Source organism: Streptomyces sp. NBC_01451 (assembly GCF_036227485.1).
Taxonomy (GTDB): domain Bacteria; phylum Actinomycetota; class Actinomycetes; order Streptomycetales; family Streptomycetaceae; genus Streptomyces.
Genome location: NZ_CP109479.1, coordinates 3,079,246 through 3,100,937 on the forward strand (window position 1 = coordinate 3,079,246; position 21,692 = coordinate 3,100,937).

General features: G+C 70.7%; 18 protein-coding genes. 6 read left to right on the forward strand and 12 right to left on the reverse strand.

Annotation, left to right across the window (positions count from 1 at the left end; translation table 11 throughout):
* Positions 1-39: 39 nt before the first annotated feature.
* The 3 genes from OG595_RS13055 to OG595_RS13065 all read right to left on the reverse strand — a co-directional run bounded on the left by OG595_RS13055 (position 40) and on the right by OG595_RS13065 (position 5,879).
* Complete coding sequence (locus OG595_RS13055; RefSeq protein ID WP_329271370.1) at positions 40-1,086, reverse strand: ABC transporter permease; 1,047 nt, start codon at positions 1,084-1,086, stop codon at positions 40-42.
* A gap of 441 nt (positions 1,087-1,527) precedes the next feature.
* The gene (gene typA, locus OG595_RS13060) at positions 1,528-3,435 is read right to left on the reverse strand and encodes a translational GTPase TypA (RefSeq protein WP_329271371.1); all 1,908 of its coding nucleotides are present in this window, start codon (positions 3,433-3,435) and stop codon (positions 1,528-1,530) included.
* Positions 3,436-3,581: 146 nt separating this feature from the next.
* A complete protein-coding gene (locus OG595_RS13065; RefSeq protein ID WP_329271373.1) occupies positions 3,582-5,879 on the reverse strand; it encodes an ABC transporter family substrate-binding protein in 2,298 nt (765 codons plus the stop codon).
* Positions 5,880-6,290: 411 nt separating this feature from the next.
* Between OG595_RS13065 and OG595_RS13070 the strand changes: the two genes are divergently transcribed.
* From OG595_RS13070 to OG595_RS13085, 4 genes are read left to right on the forward strand one after another with little or no spacing between them, the layout of a single operon-like run.
* Positions 6,291-6,581, forward strand: a complete 291-nt coding sequence (locus OG595_RS13070; RefSeq protein WP_329271375.1) for a hypothetical protein — start codon at positions 6,291-6,293, stop codon at positions 6,579-6,581.
* A gap of 12 nt (positions 6,582-6,593) precedes the next feature.
* Positions 6,594-7,430, forward strand: a complete 837-nt coding sequence (locus OG595_RS13075; RefSeq protein WP_329271377.1) for a hypothetical protein — start codon at positions 6,594-6,596, stop codon at positions 7,428-7,430.
* Between the two features lie 18 nt (positions 7,431-7,448).
* A complete protein-coding gene (locus OG595_RS13080; RefSeq protein WP_329271379.1) occupies positions 7,449-9,389 on the forward strand; it encodes a fumarate reductase/succinate dehydrogenase flavoprotein subunit in 1,941 nt (646 codons plus the stop codon).
* Positions 9,386-10,177 (forward strand): succinate dehydrogenase/fumarate reductase iron-sulfur subunit, encoded by a 792-nt coding sequence (locus OG595_RS13085; protein ID WP_329271381.1) that lies wholly within the window; start codon positions 9,386-9,388, stop codon positions 10,175-10,177. The genes OG595_RS13080 and OG595_RS13085 overlap by 4 nt, the downstream gene beginning before the upstream one ends.
* A 54-nt stretch (positions 10,178-10,231) precedes the next feature.
* Here OG595_RS13085 and OG595_RS13090 read toward each other — a convergent pair whose 3' ends face one another.
* Entirely contained in the window at positions 10,232-10,537 is a 306-nt protein-coding gene (locus OG595_RS13090) for a hypothetical protein (protein ID WP_329271384.1), read from the reverse strand.
* Positions 10,538-10,647: 110 nt separating this feature from the next.
* Here OG595_RS13090 and OG595_RS13095 point away from each other — a divergent pair, with 110 nt between their 5' ends.
* Positions 10,648-12,267: a hypothetical protein gene (locus OG595_RS13095; protein ID WP_329271387.1), complete on the forward strand. Its 1,620-nt coding sequence runs from the start codon at positions 10,648-10,650 to the stop codon at positions 12,265-12,267.
* A gap of 142 nt (positions 12,268-12,409) precedes the next feature.
* On the opposite strand, the gene OG595_RS13100 is transcribed toward OG595_RS13095, so the two are convergent.
* The 6 genes from OG595_RS13100 to OG595_RS13125 all read right to left on the reverse strand — a co-directional run bounded on the left by OG595_RS13100 (position 12,410) and on the right by OG595_RS13125 (position 19,211).
* Positions 12,410-15,148, reverse strand: coding sequence for a SpoIIE family protein phosphatase (locus OG595_RS13100; protein WP_329271388.1), 2,739 nt, complete (start codon positions 15,146-15,148; stop codon positions 12,410-12,412).
* Positions 15,149-15,457: 309 nt separating this feature from the next.
* A complete protein-coding gene (locus OG595_RS13105; protein ID WP_329271389.1) occupies positions 15,458-15,889 on the reverse strand; it encodes an ATP-binding protein in 432 nt (143 codons plus the stop codon).
* A gap of 147 nt (positions 15,890-16,036) precedes the next feature.
* Positions 16,037-16,477 carry a (deoxy)nucleoside triphosphate pyrophosphohydrolase gene (locus OG595_RS13110; RefSeq protein ID WP_329271391.1) on the reverse strand — a complete coding sequence of 147 codons (441 nt, stop codon included), beginning with the start codon at positions 16,475-16,477 and terminating at the stop codon, positions 16,037-16,039.
* A gap of 24 nt (positions 16,478-16,501) precedes the next feature.
* Positions 16,502-16,693, reverse strand: a complete 192-nt coding sequence (locus OG595_RS13115; protein ID WP_329271393.1) for an SPOR domain-containing protein — start codon at positions 16,691-16,693, stop codon at positions 16,502-16,504.
* A gap of 354 nt (positions 16,694-17,047) precedes the next feature.
* Entirely contained in the window at positions 17,048-17,800 is a 753-nt protein-coding gene (locus OG595_RS13120; RefSeq protein WP_329271396.1) for a GntR family transcriptional regulator, read from the reverse strand.
* A gap of 172 nt (positions 17,801-17,972) precedes the next feature.
* On the reverse strand, positions 17,973-19,211 hold the full coding sequence (locus tag OG595_RS13125; protein ID WP_329271398.1) for a DUF4190 domain-containing protein: 1,239 nt from the start codon (positions 19,209-19,211) through the stop codon (positions 17,973-17,975).
* Positions 19,212-19,358: 147 nt separating this feature from the next.
* On the opposite strand from OG595_RS13125, the gene OG595_RS13130 reads away from it, so the two are divergent.
* A complete protein-coding gene (locus tag OG595_RS13130) occupies positions 19,359-20,474 on the forward strand; it encodes a threonine synthase (protein ID WP_329271400.1) in 1,116 nt (371 codons plus the stop codon).
* Between the two features lie 51 nt (positions 20,475-20,525).
* Here the strand turns inward: OG595_RS13130 and OG595_RS13135 are convergent, their stop codons facing one another.
* Both OG595_RS13135 and OG595_RS13140 read right to left on the reverse strand, forming a co-directional pair.
* Positions 20,526-21,362 carry an oxidoreductase gene (locus OG595_RS13135; protein ID WP_329271402.1) on the reverse strand — a complete coding sequence of 279 codons (837 nt, stop codon included), beginning with the start codon at positions 21,360-21,362 and terminating at the stop codon, positions 20,526-20,528.
* A gap of 137 nt (positions 21,363-21,499) precedes the next feature.
* The gene (locus OG595_RS13140; RefSeq protein WP_329271405.1) at positions 21,500-21,676 is read right to left on the reverse strand and encodes a hypothetical protein; all 177 of its coding nucleotides are present in this window, start codon (positions 21,674-21,676) and stop codon (positions 21,500-21,502) included.
* Positions 21,677-21,692: the final 16 nt, after the last annotated feature.

Consider the following 21,692-nt stretch of genomic DNA (forward strand, 5'->3'; position numbering starts at 1 on the left):
CCACGCGGGGGCGGCAGTCACCCCCCACCAATGGACGGTTCAGCGCCCGGACTTGGGGTCGAACGCATCCCGTACGGAGTCTCCGAGGAGGTTGAAGCACAGGATGAAGATCACCAGAGCCAGGCCCGGGAAGAACATGAAGGACGGATCGGGCTCCGCGTACCCGGCACCGGCGGCGAACATCCGCCCCCAGTCGGGGGTCGGCTCGACGAAGCCGACGCCCGCGAAGGACAGGAACGCGATGGTGAGAATCGTGCTGGGCAGCTGGTATGTGAACTGCACCAGGATCGGCGAGACCACGTTGGGCAGGATCTCCTTGCGGATGATCCGCCACGGAGAGGCGCCCGCGACCTTGGCCGCCTCCACGAACTCACGGTCTCGCAGGGACAGCACCGTGGAGCGGATCAGACGGGCCATGCCCATCCAGCCCAGCACCCACAGAACGATCAGCATCGCCACCGCGCGGAGGTACGTGGGGGTTTCCTCCCGCGGATCCACGAAGAACGCGGTCACGACGGGCATGAACGCGATGAAGAACAGCTGTGAGGGGAAGGAGAGGAAGAAGTCCGTGACCCGGCCGATCCAGTAGTCGGTACGACCGCCGACGTAGCCGCCGATCAGACCGATGAGGATGCCCGTGATCATGACCAGCACGGTCACGCCCACCGCCATGAACAGCGAGGTGCGCATGCCGTACATCAGCATGGCGAAGACGTCACGGCCCAGCTGCGGCTCCACGCCGAACCAGTGGGTCCCCGAGACGCCGCCGAAGTAGCCGAGCGGCAGCCCGAACTCGTCCAGGACGGGGCTGTCCGCGTACGTGGGGTCCTGGCCGTACAGCGTGTAGGGGTTCGTCCCGCTGAGCTTCGTCAGCAGAGGCGCCGCCAGCGCGATGACGAAGTAGAAAATCACTACGCAGGCGCAGATGACACCGGTACGGTCACGCTTGAAGCGCTGCCACATCAACTGCCCGGGAGAACGACCCTCAAGCTTCTTCGGCCCCTTGGCGGGCTCGGTCTTCGTATCGAGCTCGGGGTCCAAGGCGATCGAGGGCCCGGCGCCTTCAGCCTTGGCTGGACTGGTCATGTGTGTTCTTCCCCCGGGGGGTTGGAGAGTTGAGCGCAGCACAGATACCGGCGGGTTCTGTGGTTTGGGGGAACTTTCGCCAAGTAAGTCAACGCGCGTCAAGGCCGGAAGGCATAGGGATCTCCCTACCGTCGAAATTTTGAGCAAAAATTGCAAAGATTGACACCTGCGCGCGCTTGACACGTCAAACAGTAAATCCACCAAACGGACATAAAGGGATGGTTTTCTGTTTACATGTCCGAAACTTGATCGTTGGTTCACCGGTATCCGAACAGCGTCGCACAGCTCGCGGACAGACAGGTGGACGGGTATGGGCCAGTCGCGCCGGCAGGGCGGAGACGTCGTTCTCGACGAGGCATCGCGGACATGCCGAAGGCCCGGCCCCCACCGGTGGGGAACCGGGTCCTCGTGACGTCGGATCAGAGCAGGCTCAGCCCCTGATCAGCCGTGCTTGGCGCGGCTGGCGGAGCGGGCGCGCTCACGGGCGTCCAGGTTCACCTTGCGGATGCGAACCGCCTCCGGGGTGACCTCGACGCACTCGTCGTCGCGGCAGAACTCCAGGGACTGCTCCAGGGAGAGCTTGCGGGGCGGGACGATCGCCTCGAACGAGTCGGCCGAGGACGACCGCATGTTCGTGAGCTTCTTCTCCTTGGTGATGTTCACGTCCATGTCGTCGGAGCGAGAGTTCTCGCCGACGATCATGCCCTCGTACACCTCGGTGCCGGGGTCGGTGAACAGCACACCGCGCTCCTGGAGGTTCGTCATCGCGAACGCGGTGACGGCGCCGGCCCGGTCGGCGACCAGCGAACCGTTGTTACGGGTCGCCAGCACGCCGAACCAGGGCTCGTGGCCCTCGTGGATGGAGTGCGCGATGCCGGTGCCGCGCGTGCCCGTCAGGAACTCCGTACGGAAGCCGATGAGACCGCGCGAGGGCACGACGAACTCCATGCGCACCCAGCCGGAGCCGTGGTTGGACATGTTGTCCATCCGGCCCTTGCGGACACCCATGAGCTGCGTGACCGCGCCCATGTGCTCCTCGGGCACGTCGATCGTCATGCGCTCGACGGGCTCGTGGACCTTGCCGTCGATGATCTGGGTGACGACCTGCGGCTTGCCGATGGTCAGCTCGAAGCCCTCACGGCGCATCTGCTCGACCAGGATGGCGAGCGCCAGCTCACCACGGCCCTGGACCTCCCAGGCGTCGGGACGCTCGGTGTCGAGGACACGGAGGCTGACGTTACCGATCAGCTCGCGGTCGAGACGGTCCTTGACCTGCCGGGCGGTGACCTTGCGGTCCTTGACCACTGCCTTGTTCTCGGCACCCTTGCCGGTGCCGCCGCGGCCGACCATCGGCGAGGTGTTCGTACCGATGGTCATGGAGATCGCCGGCTCGTCGACCGTGATGAGCGGCAGCGCGATCGGCCGCTCGGGGTCGGCCAGGGTCTCGCCGATCATGATGTCCGGGATACCGGCGACGGCACAGATGTCACCCGGGCCGGCCATCTCGGCGGGCTTGCGGGTGAGCGCCTCGGTCATCAGCAGCTCGGTGATGCGGACGTTGGACATCGTGCCGTCACGCTTGATCCACGTGACGGTCTGGCCCTTGCGCAGCTCGCCCTGCTCGACCCGGAGCAGCGCGATACGGCCGAGGAAGTTGTCCGCGTCCAGGTTGGTGACGTGCGCCTGGAGCGGGGCCTCCTCGTCGAACAGCGGGGCCGGGACGTGCGACAGGATCGTGGAGAAGAACGGCTCCAGGCTGTTGCTGTCGGCCGGGACGGTGCCGTCCTCCGGCTTGGTCAGCGAGGCGACACCGTCACGCGCACACGCGTAGACGATGGGGAACTCGATCTGCTCCTCGTCGGCGTCCAGGTCCAGGAAGAGGTCGTACGTCTCGTTGACGACCTCGTCGATCCGGGAGTCCGGGCGGTCGGTCTTGTTGATGCAGAGGATGACCGGCAGACGCTGCTGGAGCGCCTTGCGCAGCACGAAACGGGTCTGCGGCAACGGCCCCTCGGAGGCGTCGACCAGCAGAACCACGGCGTCCACCATCGACAGACCGCGCTCGACCTCGCCACCGAAGTCGGCGTGGCCCGGGGTGTCGATGATGTTGATGGTGATGACGTCCCCCCCGTCCTTCGGGTGGTACTTCACCGCCGTGTTCTTGGCGAGGATCGTGATGCCCTTCTCACGTTCCAGGTCGTTCGAGTCCATCATGCGGTCGTCGAGCGACTCGGCGGCGTGCGCGGCGAAGGCACCGGCCTGCTTCAGCATGGCGTCGACCAGTGTCGTCTTCCCGTGGTCGACGTGGGCGACGATGGCGACGTTGCGGATGTCGTGGCGCGTGGCCATAGTGCGGCGTACTCCCGGAGTTGAGGACGGCCTGCGCGTACGACTGCGTCACGCGGGCCCTGCCGGGCTGAACATGCCACGGCCTTACCCCATGGTACGGGCCCGGCGCGGTAGGGGCTCGCCGGGCCGTACCGATGAGGCGACCGTCACGGTCGGGACGACGGCCTGCTGCCCGGGGTGACGCCCTTCTTCAGGAATCCCATGTCCTCGTAGAGGGGGGTCTGGAAGCCGAAGGCACCCAGGTTGGCGACGTTCTTCCGCACTGCCGTGAGCTGGGGCCGCTGGAAGAGCGGAATGGACCCGCCGGCCGCCCAGATCCGGGCGTCGGCCTTCCGCACCAGCGAGGCCGACCTGCCCTCGTCCAGGGTGGCGATGGCCTGGTCGAACAGCTGGTCCACCTGGTCGGTGCCGACCCTGGTGTAGTTCTGCTCGACGTTCAGCGACCCGTCGGCGGCGGGCACCGGCTTGGCGTAGATGGGCCGCGCGTCGGTGGCCGGGAAGGCGGACGCGGGCCACGAGTACAGGGCCAGGTCGTACTGTCCGCTGGCGATGTGGTCCTTGAAGTAGCTGTCGTCGGACACCTTGGTGACAGCGGTACGGATACCGACCCGGTCGAGCATCCGCGCGATCCGTTCGCCCACGGCCCGCAGCGTGGCGGAGCCCGGCCCCGAGGGGAGCACGAACCGCAAGGTCAGCGGCTTGCCGTCCTTGGCGAGCGCCCCGGCGGCCCCGGCGGGAGCAGGGGTGCCCTTGGGCGCGTAGGCACCGGGTGCACCGCCCTGTTCCGGGTGCTTGCGGACGGACTGCTTCCCGTCCTGGGCGAGGTTCTTCTTCCCGGCACCGTCCCGGTGGTCCCGGTGGTCCTGCGGGTTCTGGTGGTCCTCGCGGACGGGCTCGCCGTACGGCTTGTCGTCGTCGCCGACGACATAGGTCCCGTCGTCGTCACCGCTGCCCTCACCGGCCTTGGGCGACGCCTTGGCGGAAGTCTTCGGGGACGCCTTCGGGGACGCCTTGGGCGCGGCGGACCTGCCGCCGGCCTTCTTCCCCTCACCTCCGGCGACCTTCTCGCCGTCCTTCTTCCTCGGCTTCCCGAGCGGGCCGCCGTGCACCCACCCCGCGTCGGCGAGGAGCGCCTCGGCCTCGTCGGTGTCCTGGCCGCCGAGCGCGCCGCTGTTGTCGGCGTAGGCGGCCTGCCCGGAGAGCGCGAGATGACTGCCGACGGGTACGGCGGGCAGCCCCAGCGGCTTGAGTACGAGGCCGGCGATCTCCTCGCGGTCCAGCGCACGGGCGATCGCGCGGCGGACGCGTTCGTCGGCGAGGGGGCCGTCGGCGCCGTTGAGGGCGAGCTGTGTGTAGGCCGGTTCGAGGGACTTGCGCACCTCGAACGCGCTGAGCGACTGCTGCTGCTCGGCGTACTCGGCGGCGGCGGCGCGCTGCTTGCGCCGGGCGCCGGCCTCCGCCCCGGCCGCTTCGTCGTCGGAACCGTGCGCGAGGGCCCAGGAGCGCAGGGCTCGGGCCGGGGTGAGCGCGGCGCCGGGGCCCTGGAGGGGGGTGGACTTGCCGCGCGCGGCGAGAACGATGCGCTCGGCCTCGGCGGGGTCGATCTCGGCGACGTCCACCTTGCCGGCGGCGAGCGCCTCGGCGCGCTTGTCACGCGGTACGGCGTGCAGCACGATCCCGTCGAGCCGGGGGGTACGCCCCCACCAGCGCGGGTTGCGTACGAGGACGACGTCGCCGTCCGCCCTGGCGACCTTCTTGAGGCCGAAGGGCCCGGCGGTGACCTTCAGCCTGCGCCGCGCCCCGTCGTTGAAGGAGTCCGGGGTGCCCATGACCTCCTTGGGGTACAGGGGCGAGAACAGCGACTTCCAGTCGGCGTAGGGCCGGCTGAAGGTGACCTTGACCTCAAGGTCGTTCGCGCCGCGCTGCACCTTCTCGATGCGGTCGTACCCGGCGTTGCGGGCGGTCCAGTACGCGGAGTCCCTGCCGGACAGGGCACGCCACTGGGCGGCGAAGTCGGCGGCACCGATCTCCCGGCCGTCGCTCCAGACGGCCTGCTGGTGCAGCTTGTAGAGGACGACCTGCCTGGGCTCGGTCTCGACGATCTTGGCGGACTCCAGGAAGTCGGCGTTGCGCTGGGGCCGCCCGTTCACGTCGAGCCGGTACATCGACGGCAGCACGGCCTGCGCGACCCGGGTGGTCGCCGCGTCGGCGTCCGCCTGGAAGGTGTTGAGCGTCTCCGGTACGGAGTCCACGGCCCAGCGCAGAGTGCCGCCGTCGGCGAGCTCGGCGCGGGCGGCGGGCGCGATGTCCTGCCCGGCGAGCGGCTTGCTCTCTTCGTCCTGGTCACCGCCGCACGCGGTGACCAGCGGCACGGCGAGCACGCCGGCGGTGAGGAAGGCGACCGAGCGAGTGACCGCGCGCAGTCCGACGCCGTGGTGGGACATCAGGTCTACCTCCGGTGGCGCGTTAATTGGCTGATCAGATGTACGGCCACTGAAGAGGAAAGGGTTCGGCAGCGGAGGGCGACACGGCGGCGGGCCGCGCGAAGCCCAACCGTTTGGAGCAACAGCCTTTCCCACCCACCCACCGGTTTCGTCCCGATCACCAGCTGACCTTGACGCTCTGGCGCCGGCCCGCATTTCCAGCCCGTCCGGCGATTGAGGACAAGCGCCTTCAGCGCGGCCCGGGGGTCTGGGGCGGAGTCCCCGGGGATGCGCACCCCGACGTACCCCCGCGCCCCCCTCCCTCAGCCAATCCATGCACACCGCTTCCCACCGGCAGGTGTGACGCGCAACACTCTCAGGCGCATGAACGTCTCCGCCCAGGGCCCAGCGGCCCGGAAGTGAGGTCACGTCATGTCCGTGCACGACGAACTGACGTCAGTACAGCGCTGTCTGGACGACCTGTTGCGTTCGATGGGCCGCCTGGAACAGCAGATCGGCAAGGGCGGCCTGGAAATGCGCCGCCTCCGCAGCGACGCCAACCATCTGCGCGAAAGCCTCGCGCTGCTCCGCGAGGCCGCCCCCGCGCTCGCCCAGCCCCGCCGCCCCGACCTCGTGACGATCCCCGACACCCCGTACGACAAAGCACTGTGGACGGACTCGGACGACGAGGGCCTCGGCGCGCACCACGGCCCCAACCACTGAGCGGAGCCCGCCTTGGCCACCGGCACCGAACCCCCGGACACGGAGTCCCATCCGAACATCGGCGGTGTGCGCACCCCTACGCGCGCCGCCATCGACGCCCCGCACCTGCGGACCGACCGCTGGTGGCTGGCGCCCGCCGCCACGGCCGCCGGTCTGCTCGCCTTCATCGTGTACTCGACCTGGCGGGCGTTCGCGAACGCCGACTACTACGCGGCCCCGTACGTCTCGCCGTTCTACTCGCCCTGTCTGGCGGACAACTGCGCGCCCATGCGGCACGGCCCCAACGCCGATCTGTTCGGCGGCTGGTGGGGCATCTCCCCCGCGATCATCATCCTGATCTTCCCGCTGGGCTTCCGTCTGACCTGCTACTACTACCGCAAGGCCTACTACCGGGGCTTCTGGGCGTCCCCGCCCGCCTGCGCGGTGGCCGAGCCGCACAAGAAGTACACGGGTGAGACGCGCTTCCCGCTCGTCCTTCAGAACATCCACCGCTACTTCTTCTACGCGGCACTGCTGGTCGCCGGGATCCTCACCTACGACACGGTGCTGTCCTTCCGCGACGAGCACTACGACTGGGGCCACATGGGCCTCGGCACGCTCGTCTTCCTGCTCAACATCACGCTGATCTGGGCGTACACGCTCTCCTGCCACTCCTGCCGGCACATCGTCGGCGGCAAACTCAAGCACTTCTCCAAGCACCCGGTGCGGTACCGCGCCTGGCAGTGGGTCGGGAAACTGAACGCCCGTCACATGCTGCTCGCCTGGGCGTCGTTGGTGAGCGTGGCGCTCGCCGACTTCTACGTGTACCTCGTCGCCTCCGGTGCTTTCGATGATCCGCGCTTCTTTTAGATTGGGAGGTGCCTTCTGATGTCCGTGGTCGATCGACAGGAATGGGACGTCGTAGTGGTGGGCGCCGGTGGCGCCGGGCTGCGCGCCGCCATCGAGGCACGCGAGCGCGGCGCCCGTACGGCCGTGATCTGCAAGTCCCTGTTCGGCAAGGCGCACACCGTGATGGCCGAGGGCGGGATCGCCGCCGCAATGGGAAACGTCAACTCGGGTGACAACTGGCAGGTCCACTTCCGGGACACCATGCGCGGCGGCAAGTTCCTCAACCAGTGGCGGATGGCGGAGCTGCACGCGCAGGAGGCCCCCGACCGGGTCTGGGAGCTGGAGACCTGGGGCGCCCTCTTCGACCGCACCCGGGACGGCCGGATATCGCAGCGCAACTTCGGCGGCCACGAGTACCCGCGCCTCGCGCACGTCGGCGACCGCACCGGGCTCGAACTCATCCGCACTCTCCAGCAGAAGATCGTCTCCCTCCAGCAGCAGGACAAGAAGGAGACCGGCGACTACGAGTCCCGGCTGAAGGTCTTCCAGGAGTGCACGGTCACCCGCGTCCTGAAGAACGGCGACCGGGTCTCCGGCGTCTTCGCCTACGAGCGTGAGACCGGCCGTTTCTTCGTCCTCGAAGCCCCTTCCGTCGTGATCGCGACCGGCGGTATCGGCAAGTCCTTCAAGGTGACGTCGAACTCGTGGGAGTACACGGGCGACGGCCACGCGCTGGCGCTGCTCGCCGGGGCGCCGCTGCTCAACATGGAGTTCGTGCAGTTCCATCCGACGGGCATGGTCTGGCCGCCGTCCGTCAAGGGCATCCTCGTCACGGAGTCGGTGCGCGGCGACGGCGGGGTGCTGCGCAACTCCGAGGGCAAGCGGTTCATGTTCGACTACATCCCGGACGTCTTCAAGGAGAAGTACGCCCAGTCGGAGGCCGAGGGCGACCGCTGGTACGAGGACCCCGACAACAACCTCCGGCCCCCCGAACTGCTCCCCCGGGACGAGGTGGCCCGCGCCATCAACTCCGAGGTCAAGGCGGGCCGCGGCTCCCCGCACGGCGGCGTCTTCCTGGACGTCTCGACGCGGATGCCCGCCGAGGTGATCCGGCGCCGACTGCCCTCCATGTACCACCAGTTCAAGGAGCTGGCGGACGTCGACATCACCGCCGAGGCGATGGAGGTCGGGCCCACCTGCCACTACGTGATGGGCGGCATCGCGGTCGAGTCCGACACCGCTGCCGCACGCGGCGTACCGGGCCTGTTCGCGGCCGGTGAGGTCGCGGGCGGGATGCACGGCTCCAACCGGCTCGGCGGCAACTCCCTCTCCGACCTGCTGGTGTTCGGCCGCCGCGCGGGCCTGCACGCGGCCGAGTACGCGATCTTGGCCGCCGACCGCCCACCCGTGGACGACGCCCAGATCGACTCGGCGGCGGCGGAGGCCCTGCGTCCCTTCTCGGCGGAGGAACCGGCCCCGGGCGGGGAGAACAGCCGCCCGGCGGAGAACCCGTACACCCTCCACCAGGAGCTCCAGCAGACCATGAACGACCTGGTCGGCATCATCCGCCGCGAGGGCGAGATGGAGCAGGCGCTGGAGAAACTGGCCGAGCTGCGGGTACGGGCCCACCGCGCCGGTGTCGAGGGGCACCGCCAGTTCAACCCGGGCTGGCATCTCGCCCTCGACCTGCGGAACATGCTGCTGGTCAGCGAATGCGTGGCCCTGGCGGCGCTGGAGCGCACCGAGTCGCGCGGCGGCCACACCCGTGAGGACCATCCGGTGATGGACCGCGAGTGGCGCAACGTGAACCTGCTGTGCCAACTATCCGATCCCGCGAGCGGATTGGCGGCCACGGACCAGGCGAACGGCCTGATCACCCTCACCCGCGAGACCACCGACCCCGTCCGCCCCGACCTGCTCGCCCTCTTCGAGAAAGAGGAGCTGGTCAAGTACCTCACCGACGAGGAGCTCTACGAGTGAGCAGCAGCGTGAGCAGCAGCTACGAGGCCCGCTTCAAGGTGTGGCGCGGCGATGTGAAGGGCGGCGGGCTCAGGGACTTCGCGGTCGAGGTGAACGAGGGCGAGGTGGTCCTCGACATCATCCACCGGCTCCAGGCGACCCAGGCCCCGGACCTCGCCGTGCGCTGGAACTGCAAGGCGGGCAAGTGCGGTTCGTGCTCGGCGGAGATCAACGGGCGTCCCCGGCTGCTGTGCATGACCCGGATGTCGGTGTTCACCCGCGAGGAGACGATCACCGTGACTCCCTTGCGGGCCTTCCCCGTTGTCCGGGACCTCGTCACCGACGTCGGGTTCAACTACACCAAGGCCCGCGAGGTGCCGTCCTTCGTGCCGCCGGACGGGGTGGGGCCCGGTGAGTACCGGATGATGCAGGAGGACGTGGACCGGTCGCAGGAGTTCCGCAAGTGCATCGAGTGCTTCCTGTGCCAGGACACCTGCCATGTGGTCCGCGACCACGAGGAGAACAAGCCCGCGTTCGCCGGCCCGCGCTTCCTGATGCGCGTCGCGGAACTCGACATGCACCCCCTGGACGCGGCGGCGGAGTCCGGCCTGGACCGCAAGAAGTCCGCCCAGGACGAACACGGCCTCGGCTACTGCAACATCACCAAGTGCTGCAGCGAGGTGTGCCCGGAGGGCATCCACATCACGGACAACGCCCTGATCCCCCTGAAGGAACGGGCGGTCGACCGCAAGTACGACCCGCTGGTGTGGCTGGGCTCGAAGATCAGGAGGCGGTCGGAGAGTTCATGAGTTCCCGGTACGGGGGCGGGGCCGGCGCGGGTGAGCTTCTTGCGGGCGCGCCGGTCACCCGTCGACGCGTTCGCGCGTGGAGAGCATCTGGAGGTAGCCACCCGCCACGATCATCACCATGGTGGCGACAAAGGCGGCATCGACAAGGGCCGGGGAATCGTCGAACACGCCGAACGTCCCGTACGACATGCTCAGGAGCACGCCCCCGCTGAAGAGAACCGTTCCGTATCCCCACAGTGCGGGCCGCAGGGTCCGGCGCCGCAACCACGGCAGCAGCCAGCCGGTAGCGACCGCCATCACGCCGCACAAGGCCATGGCGCCCAGCAGCAGTGCGGCCGTCACCGACAAGTACTCGTACATCCCCCGCCCCCTTCGAACACGTCTGCGCGGACCCTACCCATTCCTGCTCTCCCGCCACCCCTGCCCCGCCCCGGTCGCGCGAGTGCGATCACCCCCATACGCTCACAAACGTGACGCCCTCTCCTACCCGGGGCCGGCCGCGGCGAGCCGCCTCCCACATACCCGCGCGCGTGGCGCACACCGCGCTGGGCGGGGTGATCGGGGTGATGTGGCTGGTGCTGCCCGGGGTGACGGCGGAGCACGAGAGGTACGGGCGGTACGAGGTGCCCGTGTCGGTGGTGGGCAGCGCACCGGCCGTGTCCGGTGCCGTCGCGGCTCCGGAGGAGGAGAGTTCCAGCGGCGATCTGGTCCTGCCCCTCGTGGTGGCGGGCGCGGCGATCGCGGTGGCCGGGTACGCCTACGCCCGCCGGAGACGCCGTACCAGGACCCGTACGGCTCCCGCGCCCTCCGCTCTGCCTCCTGTCGCGCAGCCCACCACCCCCGAACTCGACCGGCAGGCCCGCAAGTCGCTGGTCGCGGCGGACGACTGTGTCCGCACCAGCCGCGAGGAACTCGGCTTCGTGGAGGGACTGCTCGGGGCCGAGACGGTCCTGCCGTTCACCGAGGCCCTGCGGTACGCCGAGTCCGAGCTGTCGGCCGCCTTCCAACTGCGCCAGGCGTACGACGACAACCCGACGGACGCCTCCCGGAGCACCCTCGACGAGATCGTCGCCCGGTGTGTGGACGCGGGGCGGCGACTGGACGCGGAGGCCGCCGGCTTCGACCGGCTGCGCGCCCTGGAGCAGGATCTGACCGGCTCGCTCAGACACGCCGAGGTGCGCTTCCGGGAACTGACCGGCCGTACGGGGGCCGCCGCGGCCACCCTCGCCGAGCTCGCCGAGCGGTACACGCCCGCCGCCGCCCGCTCCGTCGACGGTCAGGTCGAACAGGCGAAGGACCGGCTGGTGTTCGCCACGACCGGGCTCAACCGGGCCCGTCAGTCGGCCGACCTGGGCGAACCGGACAGGGCGGTGCTGCATCTGCGCGCCGCCGAGGGCGCGATCGCCCAGGCCGAGGTGTTCGTGGACGGCGTCGACCGTCTCGCTTCCGCGCTGGCCGCCGCCGCACAGGCGGTTCCGGACACGCTGGACGAGGTGGAGGCCGCGGTCGTGGAGGCGCGGGAGCGGGTCGCCGAGGGGAAGCGGGCGGGGGTGCCGGACGGCGCGCTGGAGGGTCATGTCCGTCGCGCCGGGGCCGCGCTGACCGCCGTACGGGAAGAGGCCGCCGCCGGGCCCTACGACCCCCTGGAGGCCCTGCGCCGGGTCGCGGTGGTGGCCGCGCCCCTCGGGGCGGTGCCCGGTGCCGTACGGCTCGTCGCGCGTCTGGCGACCGACGCGGCGGACGGCTTCGTGGGCACGCACCGGGGCGCGGTGGGCGCCGAGGCCCGGACCCGGCTGGCCGAGGCGCGCCGGCTGCTGGACCGGGATCCGGCGGAGGCCGACGCCTTCGCGCTGCGGGCCCGCGAGCTGGCCGAACAAGACGTGCGCGCGCACGGGAATCCGTACGGCGGGCGGCCCGAGCACACGAACGGGGTCGCCGGGGCGGTCCTCGGCGGGATCCTGCTCGGCGATCTGCCGGACGCGGCGGCCGAGGCGCTCACCGGCGGCGCGCCGGGCTCGTTCGGCGGCCCCGCCACACGTGCGCGGCGGGGTCCGGCCCCGCCGCGTAAGAACTCGCCGGGAATCCCGTAAGAGGGCCTGAGCGGGCCGAGGTGACGGGGCCGCAGGCCCCTCCAGGGGGCGCGGGGCTGTGACATTTGCGGCTCCGCCGCGTGGGCGCGACAAGCCACGACGAACCCGCAGGTTCCCCACAGCCGAACCCGGCAGGGCCTCGTCAGAACAGACTCAGCAGTGCCTCCGCCGGGTCCGCGAGAACCGTTCCCGCGTCCGGCAAGGGAAGCTCGAACCACACCGTCTTCCCCCGGGGGGTCCTGCGGGAGCCCCAGGCCGCGCTGAGCAGGCCGACCAGCTGGAGTCCGCGTCCGCCCTCGTCGGTGTCGCGGGCGCGGCGGCGGCGCGGCTGGACGAGGCCCGCGTCCCACACCTCGCACACCAGCATCCGGTCGAGGAGGAGCCGTAGCCGGATCTCGCCCTCGCCGTAGCGCAGGGCGTTGGTGACCAGCTCGCTGACCAGCAACTCCGTGGTGTCGATGAGGGCTTCGAGGCCCCAGGAGGTGAGCTGGGTGCGGGTGTACTCGCGGGCCCGGCCCACGCTGCGCGGTTCGCGCGGCAGGGTCCAGTCGCCGACGGAATCGGCGGGCAGCCCCTGGACGCGTGCCATCAGCAGGGCGATGTCGTCCTCGCCGTGGTGGGTGTCGAGGGTGCTGAGGACGTGGTCGCAGACGTCCTCCAGCGGCTGGGATGGGTCGCTGAGGGCGCCGACGAACGCCTGCAGTCCCTCGTCGAGGGGGTGGTCGCGCGATTCGACCAGTCCATCCGTGTAGAGCGCCAACAGCGAACCTTCGGCCAGTTCGACCTCTACCTCCTCGAACGGCTCGCCGCCGACACCCAGCGGCATGCCCGGCGGCACGTCGAGCATCAGCGCGTCCTCGCCCGGTTCGACGAGCACGGGCGGCAGATGGCCGGCGTTGGCGAAGGTGCACCGGCGGGTCACCGAGTCGTAGACCGCGTAGATACAGGTCGCGAGGTACACCTCGGCGAGGTCGGCGTCCTTGGGCTGGCGGGCGGCGCGGGTGGCCTGCTGGACGCCGCCGGGGGTGCCGAGGCCGCGCGCGATCTCGTCCAACGCCGAGAGGACCTCCGCCGGTTCGAGGTCGAGAAGCGCCAGGGTGCGGACGGCGGTGCGGAGTTCACCCATGGCGACGGCGGCGCGCAGCCCCCGCCCCATCACGTCACCGACCACCAACGCGGTGCGGTTGCCGGGAAGTTCGATGACGTCGAACCAGTCGCCGCCGACCTCGGTGGCCGCGTTGCCGGGCAGGTAGCGGCAGGCGATGTCGAGGCCGGAGGCCTCCGGGTCGCCCGGGGGCAGCAGGGAGCGCTGGAGGATCAGCGCCCGCTCGTGCTCACGCCGGTACAGCCGGGCGTTGTCGATACAGACGGCGGCCCGCGCGGCCAGCTCCCAGGCCAGCGACCGGTCCCGCTCCCCGAACGGCTCGCTGCCCTTCGTACGGGAGAACTGCGCGAGGCCGACGACGGTGTCGTGGGCGACCATCGGGACGGCCAGCGTGGACTGGATGGCGCCGTTGTCCTCGGCGGGGACGAACTGCGGGCGCGCGGTGCGCAGGGCGTCCGCGCAGGGCGAGTTGAACGGGAAGTGGTGCACGGCACCGACGGACACCGGCGCCCCGCCGCCGGCGAAGGGCGCGTCGGAGACGGCGCTGGCGAAGGCGACGCGGCGGAGTTCGGCACTGCCGTCGGCGAGCCCGGGCGGGGTCTCGTCGCCGGCCAGCAGCCCCTGGTAGAGGTCGACGGTCGCGAGGTCGCAGAAGCCGGGGACGACGACGTCCAGGAGTTCGCGCGCTGTCGTTTCCAGGTCCAGGGAGTTCCCGATGCGGGAGCCGGCCTCGTTCAGAAGGGCGAGATTGCGCCGTGCGGCGGCGGCCTCGCGGGCGGCGGCACGGCGGGCGGTGATGTCGAGGGCGAGCCAGGCGACACCGATGGGGCGGCCGGTGCCGCTGTGCACGCGGTACAGGTTCACCGACCAGTGCCGGCGCTCGTCCGAGCCGGGCACAATGCCGCTGATGTGCATGTCCGTTATCGAGTCACCGGTCTCCAGGACCCGCCGGAGCGTCGCCGAGACGCGCTCTGCCTCGGGAGAGCGCAGGTAGTCGTACACACCGCGGCCTCGGTGGTCGTCGACGTCGCCGCCGTAGATCGAGGCGAAACGCTGGTTGGCGCGCCGGACCTTGAGGTCGGTGTCGATCAGCAGAAAGCCGAACGGAGATTGTCCGAAAATCGCCTGCGAGGCGGCGAGGTCGGTCTCGATCTGCCGCAGCGTCCGGACATCGACGACGATGCACACGGCGGCCCGCTCGCCCTCCTCCGTCCGCGTGGGCATCACATAGACCTCGGCGAGCCCCTCCCGGCGGCCCTCCTCACCCAGCCCGGGCTCACGGACGCGGAACGGGACCACGCCGGTCCACTCCCGGCCGTCGAGGATCTCCGCCATCTTCCGCTGGCCGCGCTCGCGCAGATCGGGGTCGATGAAGGCCTCGATGGGGTCCATGCCCACGGCTCGTGCGGCGGGGATGCCGAAGATCTTCTCGGCGCGCAGGCTCCACTGGTCGACGAGGCCGTCGGGACCGATGGAGAAGGACGCCACCTTGATGTAGTCGTAGATCGAGCCGGGAGGGCTGCTCTGCCACATGGGGTCACCTGTCACATCACGCGCGTGGTCCTGCGCGGTGTCACGTGTCGTCTCGTGCACCGGATCGCCCATGGTGTCACGCGTGGTTTCACGTGTCGCATCGCGTATCGCGTCACCGCCGACGGTGCCCCCGGCGCCCGGCGCACGGCGGGACGCACCGGTCGCGGCATCACCCGCACCCGCCGCACTCGCGCCGCCCGACGGGTCCTTGGACTCCGTGGCCTTCGCTGGTATCTCGCTCACGCGAACCGTCCCCTCCAGCTCACCGCGTCCGGCACCGGTCACCGGGGGCGGCTGCCCGCAGTATCCAGCACTACGGCGCCCCACAACACGGTGTTCACGATCACGGGACAATCCCGATGCTTTTCGGACCGGCCCGCGACAACACTCCCAGTCTTCTAACCAGGGGACCACCGGTCGAACCCCTATTGGCGACAACTGCCAGTGGCCTGAACCACACGGTCGACAGTGCGGGGCGGGCGTACAACCGCGGTTCACCCCGGCGCGCGGTCGGTGGTGGTCAGAACGCCGGGTTCCCTGTCCGGCCGGGTCTCATCCCGGTACCGGCAGTTCGAACCACACCGTCTTGCCCGCGCCGCCGGGACGGGTGCCCCAGCGGCTGGACGAGTGGGCGACGAGCCGGAGCCCCCGGCCGCCCTCCTCCTCGGGGCCCGCGACGCGTTCGCGGGGCGGGTCGGGCAGTGGGTCGGAGACCTCGACCAGGAGCGCGGCCACGCTCCCGGCGGGCCGCACCAGCCGGACACCGATGGGCCCCGTGGCATGCCTCAGGGAGTTGGTCACCAGCTCGCTGACCAGCAGCGCGGCGATGTCACCGAGAGCGTCGAGCCCCCAGTCGCGCAGTTGGCCGCGGACGACCGCCCGGGCCGCTCGGACGGCGCCGGGCTCCGCGGGAAAGGTCCACTCGGCACAGTCGCCTTCGGTGTCGATCACGCCGATCACTTCCCAGGCAAGCGACCCACCCATGTCCGGTTTCGTGGGGTTAATGGGCACATACCCGATATTCAGCACCGATTACCGCCTCTAAGGGCGCACTGTGGCACGAACGGCGTACGGGGCGCGCACACCGGGCGCCTCACACATCGCACGAGCCGCCCGTCGACCCGGTGGGTGTCACCGCAGCCGGGCGGCCGCTTCCCGTACCGCCGGCACGTCCTGATCCAGCCAGTCCACGTCCCAGATCTCGGCCGGGGTCAGCCAGCGCAGTTCGTCGTGGTCCTGGAGGGGCTTCGGTTCGGCCGAGCCGGCCGGGAGCCGCGCGGTCCAGACCCACAGGACGTACGGCGCCCTCAGGGGCCACTCCCCCGGGATGCGTTCGACGGGTTCCGCGTCGACGCCCAGTTCCTCGCGCAGTTCGCGCACGAGGGCGTCCTGTGGCGCCTCGCCCGGTTCGACCTTGCCGCCGGGCAGCTCCCAGCGGCCCGCCAGTTCGGGGGGTGCGCTGCGGCGGGCGGCGAGGAGGCGTCCGTCGCGCAGCAGGGCGGCGCCCACGACCACGACCCGCGCCTCGACCGCATGCTCCGAACCCGCCGCCGGTTCCGTCCGTTCCGTCATGGACGGGAGCCTACGGGAGCCGGATCACCGGGTTCCGTTCTGCCCGTTCTGCCCGATCCGCTCTACCCAGTAGAGCTGCTTGTGGCCGCGGTCATCAAGGCTGTCGGCGATCTTCTGAGCCTCCGCACGGGTCGCGTACCGGCCCACGCGGTAGCGATTGCCGTTGTCGTCCTGCCGTATGACGAGCCAGGGAAGAGTGATCGTCCCGTCAGTCATGGAGCCCCTCCACTTCCCGCCCCCGGCTTGCGCCGCGCCCCGCCCGCCAAGGAAACCGCAATCCGCATATGCCCGAGCCTACGCCTTACCTTTACGCAGCGAACACGGCTTTTCACAAAGAGGTACGCCAACCGGCCAGCGGCGAGGGGCGCGTGGCGGCGAACGCGCCGCCGAAAGAGCACGGTGTGTCCGGTCAGCGGCCCACCGCGCCCCTTGGGACGACCTGCGAAAACGGCCAGAATCCAACGGCCCGGCGGACGGCGGCGATGGGCGGGGCAGCGGTGAAGGGGGAGCGTTCGAGAGGTCAACCGCCCCTGAATGTGGGCTACTTCACTGGACCCAGGGGCGGCGGGGCTACTTCACCGGCAGGTGGTACGCCACCTGGTAGCGGTCCGCGGGGATCACGACGTCGGCCGTCTCGACCGGGCGCCCCGAGGCGTAGTACGTGCGGTGCACGACGAGCACCACATGCCCGGGGACACCGCCCAGGGCGTGCAGTTCCTCGGCGAGGCCGGGGCGGGCGCCGACCTCCTCCGTGACGTTGTCCACGATCACGTCGATGGCCGCCATGCGCTCGACGACACCCATCCCGCCGAGCGGGCCCTCCTCGGGCAGCATCACCGGCGTCCGGCCGGTGACGGCGAGGGGCTCCCAGGAGGTGGACAGCATCATCACCTCACCGGCGTCCCGGAAGACGTACTTCGTGCACATGACGCGGTCGCCGGGCAGGAGGGAGAGGCGCTCCGCGATGGCGTCGCTCGCCCCGACCTGCGCGCTGCTGGACTCCCAGGTGCCGCGCGCCTCCGCGTCGGACTGCTCCTGGCGGAACGGTGTCGCGCCGCCGTCCGGCCGGAAGCCGGAGCGCGCGATCCGGCGCGGCACGGGTCGCTCACGCACATACGTGCCCGACCCGGAGCGGCCCTCGACGAGGCCCTCGGCCATGAGCACCTTGCGTGCCTCCAGGGCGACCGTGTCCGAGACGCCGTACTCCTCCCTGATCCTGGCCTGGGAGGGGAGGCGGGTGTGCGGTGGCAGTGAACCGTCGACGATCTTGTTCCGCAGATCACCCGCGACACGCAGGTAGGCCGGCTGTTCACCGAATGTCACGGGCCACTCCCATCAGGTTGTACAGACAGCAACAGCCTGGCAACCATGGGTTGTGACACGCAAGCAAAGGCCAGAGAATCACTCAATGTGATGACTTGTGCCGCGGTGGGGCATGGGACGCGTGCTCGCGCGGGCGCGTCACGGAGGGATGTTCTCCCCACTCCGGCCGCCGTCACACATCGATCCCGGCGTCCCCTCCGTTGTCCTCGCCAGTACCCTCGCCGGTGCCCTCCGGGTCGTACTCGGGCGGGGTCGTCGCAAGGCCGAGAGCCTTGCGCGGGGTGACCGTACGCTCGGCGTCGAGCAGTGTGCTGCCGGTGTCGTAGTGGTCGTAGAAGGTGTCGACGTCGGTGGCCTCGGCCGCTTTCGCCCACTCCTCGCGCGCGCTGCGCAGGTCCTTCACCAGGGCGGCGACGCTGGGCGAGGCCTTGGCGGCGAACCGGTGTCCGGTCAGCAGGCGCGTCTGCTCGTCGAGCGCGTCCGTCACCCGCCCCGCCCACGCCTTGTGCCCCGGCAGGTCGTCGTCGACGTACTCCTCGTCGGGCGCCGAGTCCATCGCCCTGTTCAGGACCTGGGCCGCCTTCAGATACGTCAGCTGGTCGGCGTCGAGCGTCGTCTCGTCCCTGCGCAGCGAGCCGGTGAGGGTGCCGTCCGGATCGACGCTGCCGAAGACACAGGTGATCTCGCGGTCGCCGAGGCGCCAGCTCTGGCTGGTCGGGGTGAGGTAGTAGACGTCGGCTTCGTCGGGCAGGGCCCAGGTGTCCATCGCGTACTGGTCCTCAAGGGCGTAGCACTTGTCGTCGGCGACCTCGGTGACGCGGTCGTCACCCGGGTAGGCACCGGCCGGCAGCTTGAAGGAGGCGAACACCTCGCCGTCGTGCGTACCGGCGCAGGGGACCTTGTCGACGTCGTAGGTGAGGCCCTCCAGGGAGCCGTCCACCGAGTCGAAGCAGTCGCCCTTGACAAGGGAGAAGGTGCTGTTGTTCTCCCTGGCGGCGTCCTTGAAGCCGTCCCAGGCCTCGGTCAGGCCGCCGGTGCCGAGCAGCAGCGCCCACAGCGCGAGGCCGACGGTCGACAGCACGGATCCGGCGACCGCCATGCCCTTGCCGCGCTCGCCCTTCTTCCGGATCTGGACGAGGGCGACGGTCCCCAGGACGAGGCCCAGCGCCGGCAGGAAGCAGAGGATGCCGAGCACGAGGGAGGCGATGGCGACGCCGTTGACGGGGGTCGGGCGGTTGTACGGGGAGTAGCCCTGGGGCCAGGGGGCGTAGGGGCCCTGGGGGTAAGGGCCCTGAGGGTAAGGAGGGTGGGAACCCTGGGGGTAGGGGTGGGGGTGGGGCTGGCCCGGGTACGAGGGGTACGGCGACGGCGCCGACGGCTGGTCGGGTCCGGGGGGCGGGGGTATGGCCACGGGTGCCGGGCTCCTCGTCGGGTCATGTGAACTGGCGTGCGACTTGGCGCATGGTAAGGGAGTTTCGCCCCTGCCGCCCCTACCGCCCCGGACGGACCGGGAGTGCCTGAACCTGTGCCGAACCCCGTACGCAACTACTCTGCGTACATGACCCCACTGCCGGACTGCTACTGCCCCACGGACGGCACCCGCGTCCCCGGAGGCACCCTCGCCTGGTGCTGCCCCCTCTGCCGGGGCCCCCTGGATCTCGACTTCGCACCCACCCCGGCGTCCCTCAAGTCCCTCACCGGCAGGGTCAACTCCCTCTGGCGCTACGCGGAGACGCTCCCCCTCCCCGCCCCCACCACAAGCCTCGGCGAGGGCCGCACCCCCCTCGTGGAACTGCGCGACGGCATCTCGGCGAAGCTCGACTTCCTGATGCCGACCCTCTCCTTCAAGGACCGGGGCGCGGTGCTCCTGGCCGAACTGGCCCTCCGGCTGAACCCCGCCCAGGTCGTCGCCGACAGCAGCGGCAACGCGGGGACGGCGATCGCCGCGTACTGCGCCCGCGCCCGGCTGCCCTGCACGGTGTACGTCCCCGAGGGCACCTCCCCGAAGAAGCTGGAGCAGATCGAGGCGCACGGGGCGAAGGTGCGGGTGATCGACGGTGACCGGGAGGCCGCCGCGGCTGCGGCCCGCGAGGCGGCGGACGCGCCGGGCACGTTCTACGCGTCCCACGTCTACAACCCGTACTTCCTGCACGGCACGAAGACGTACGTCCACGAGCTGTGGGAGGACATGGGAGGCCGCCTCCCGGACGTCCTCGTCGTGCCGGTCGGCAACGGCACCCTGCTGCTGGGCGCGGCACTCGCCGTCGCCGAGTTGCACTCGGCGGGTTTCATCGACCGGCGGCCCGCGCTGTACGCCGTCCAGTCGGCGGCGGTCGCCCCGCTGGCGCACGCCTGGGAGGAGGGCGCCACCGACCTGACCGGCGTCGTCCCGCCGCCGGTGTCGCCCACCCTCGCGGAGGGCATCGCGATCCCCAGGCCGCCCCGGGCCCGCCAGATCCTGCGCGCGGTGCGCGACTCGGGCGGCACGTTCCTGACGGTGACGGAGGATCAGATCCGGCACGCGCAGAGGGACCTGGCGTCCCAGGGGCTGTACGTGGAGTCGACCGGGGTGGCCTGCTGGGCGGCGGTGCGGGAGGAGGCGCTCGGGGCGCGAACGGCGGTGGTGCCGTTGTGCGGGGCGGGACTCAAGACGGGCCTGGCGCCGTCGGTCTGACACCGGCCCGACGCCGGTCCGACACCGGCCCGGGACCCGCCCCGACCGGCCTCAGTCCGCGTCGAACCCCGTCGCCCGCGCGCGCTTCTCCCAGCCGACGACGTCACCCCGTACCTGCTCCAGATGACCGAGTACGCCGGTGACCGCGTCGTCGCCCAGGGGGAGCCGCAGCGGTGTGTCCTCGGCGTCGAGTGCGGCGAGGATCAGGGCAGCCGCCTTCGCCGGGTCGCCGGGCTGGGCTCCGTCACCCTCGGTGACCATCCGGCGGGTAGCGCCGACCGTACGGACGTAGACGCCGAGATCCCGGCTGGCGCCCGCACGGCCGCTGTCGAACAGCTCGGTCCTGAAGGACCCCGGTTCGACGATCAGCACCTTGATCCCGTACGGCCGGACCTCCGCCGCGAGCGCCTCGGACATGCCCTCCAGCGCGAACTTCGTCGCGCTGTACGCCCCGAAGCCCGGCGCGGAGATCTGCCCGCCCACGCTGCTCATCTGCACGATCGCGCCCGAGCCCCGCTGCCGCATGTGCGGCAGCACGGCCCGTACGAGGGCGGCCGGCCCGAAAACGTGCAGGTCGAACAGGTCGCGCAGTTCGGCGTCGGTGGTCTCCTCGACGGCACCGACGTGCGTACGCCCCGCGTTGTTGACGAGCACGTCGATCCGCCCGTGCCACGCGACGACGTCCTCGACGGCGGTCGCGACCGCGGCCAGGTCGGTGACGTCCAGGCGCAGCGCCTGGACCTGTTTGGGGTGGGCGGCCACAAAGGCGTCCAGCGCGCCCGTCCGTCGTGCGGCACCGACGACCACGTCACCCGCGGCGACCGCCGCCTCGGCGACAGCCCGCCCGAAGCCACTGCTCGCACCGGTGATGAACCAGACCCTGCTCATGAGGTCGACCCCCTCCTCCAGACCACCGTCCGCTCACTGCGCGAACCCGTTCGGACGCTCCGTCAGCAGCCTAGACGGACCGTGCCGGCCCCCGGGGGCGCACGCATCCACCGGGCCGAAACGCGACCCGTCCGGCTTCAGTCCTCGCCCCTGACGACGTTTCCCTCGCCGTTTCGCCAGGTCTCCCCGGCGTCCCCGTCGGACGTGGCCCGCACACAGGTGCGTACGCCGTGTCCGCGCAGTCGGCGGGCCCTCGCCCAGCCGGTCTCGGCCCTGCGGACAGTGGTCCTCGTCTTCCTGGCTTCGGCACTCACGGTGCTTCATCTTCCT

What these genes read in the sequence shown, in the direction of transcription:
- OG595_RS13055 (WP_329271370.1), bottom strand. Translation starts at nt 1,086, where the DNA reads ATGACCAGTCCAGCCAAGGCTGAAGGCGCCGGGCCCTCGATCGCCTTG.
- OG595_RS13065 (WP_329271373.1), bottom strand. Translation starts at nt 5,879, where the DNA reads ATGTCCCACCACGGCGTCGGACTGCGCGCGGTCACTCGCTCGGTCGCC.
- OG595_RS13135 (WP_329271402.1), bottom strand. Translation starts at nt 21,362, where the DNA reads ATGAGCAGGGTCTGGTTCATCACCGGTGCGAGCAGTGGCTTCGGGCGG.
- typA (WP_329271371.1), bottom strand. Translation starts at nt 3,435, where the DNA reads ATGGCCACGCGCCACGACATCCGCAACGTCGCCATCGTCGCCCACGTC.
- OG595_RS13080 (WP_329271379.1), top strand. Translation starts at nt 7,449, where the DNA reads ATGTCCGTGGTCGATCGACAGGAATGGGACGTCGTAGTGGTGGGCGCC.
- OG595_RS13110 (WP_329271391.1), bottom strand. Translation starts at nt 16,477, where the DNA reads ATGACGGAACGGACGGAACCGGCGGCGGGTTCGGAGCATGCGGTCGAG.
- OG595_RS13130 (WP_329271400.1), top strand. Translation starts at nt 19,359, where the DNA reads ATGACCCCACTGCCGGACTGCTACTGCCCCACGGACGGCACCCGCGTC.
- OG595_RS13115 (WP_329271393.1), bottom strand. Translation starts at nt 16,693, where the DNA reads ATGACTGACGGGACGATCACTCTTCCCTGGCTCGTCATACGGCAGGAC.
- OG595_RS13105 (WP_329271389.1), bottom strand. Translation starts at nt 15,889, where the DNA reads ATGGGTGGGTCGCTTGCCTGGGAAGTGATCGGCGTGATCGACACCGAA.
- OG595_RS13070 (WP_329271375.1), top strand. Translation starts at nt 6,291, where the DNA reads ATGTCCGTGCACGACGAACTGACGTCAGTACAGCGCTGTCTGGACGAC.
- OG595_RS13090 (WP_329271384.1), bottom strand. Translation starts at nt 10,537, where the DNA reads ATGTACGAGTACTTGTCGGTGACGGCCGCACTGCTGCTGGGCGCCATG.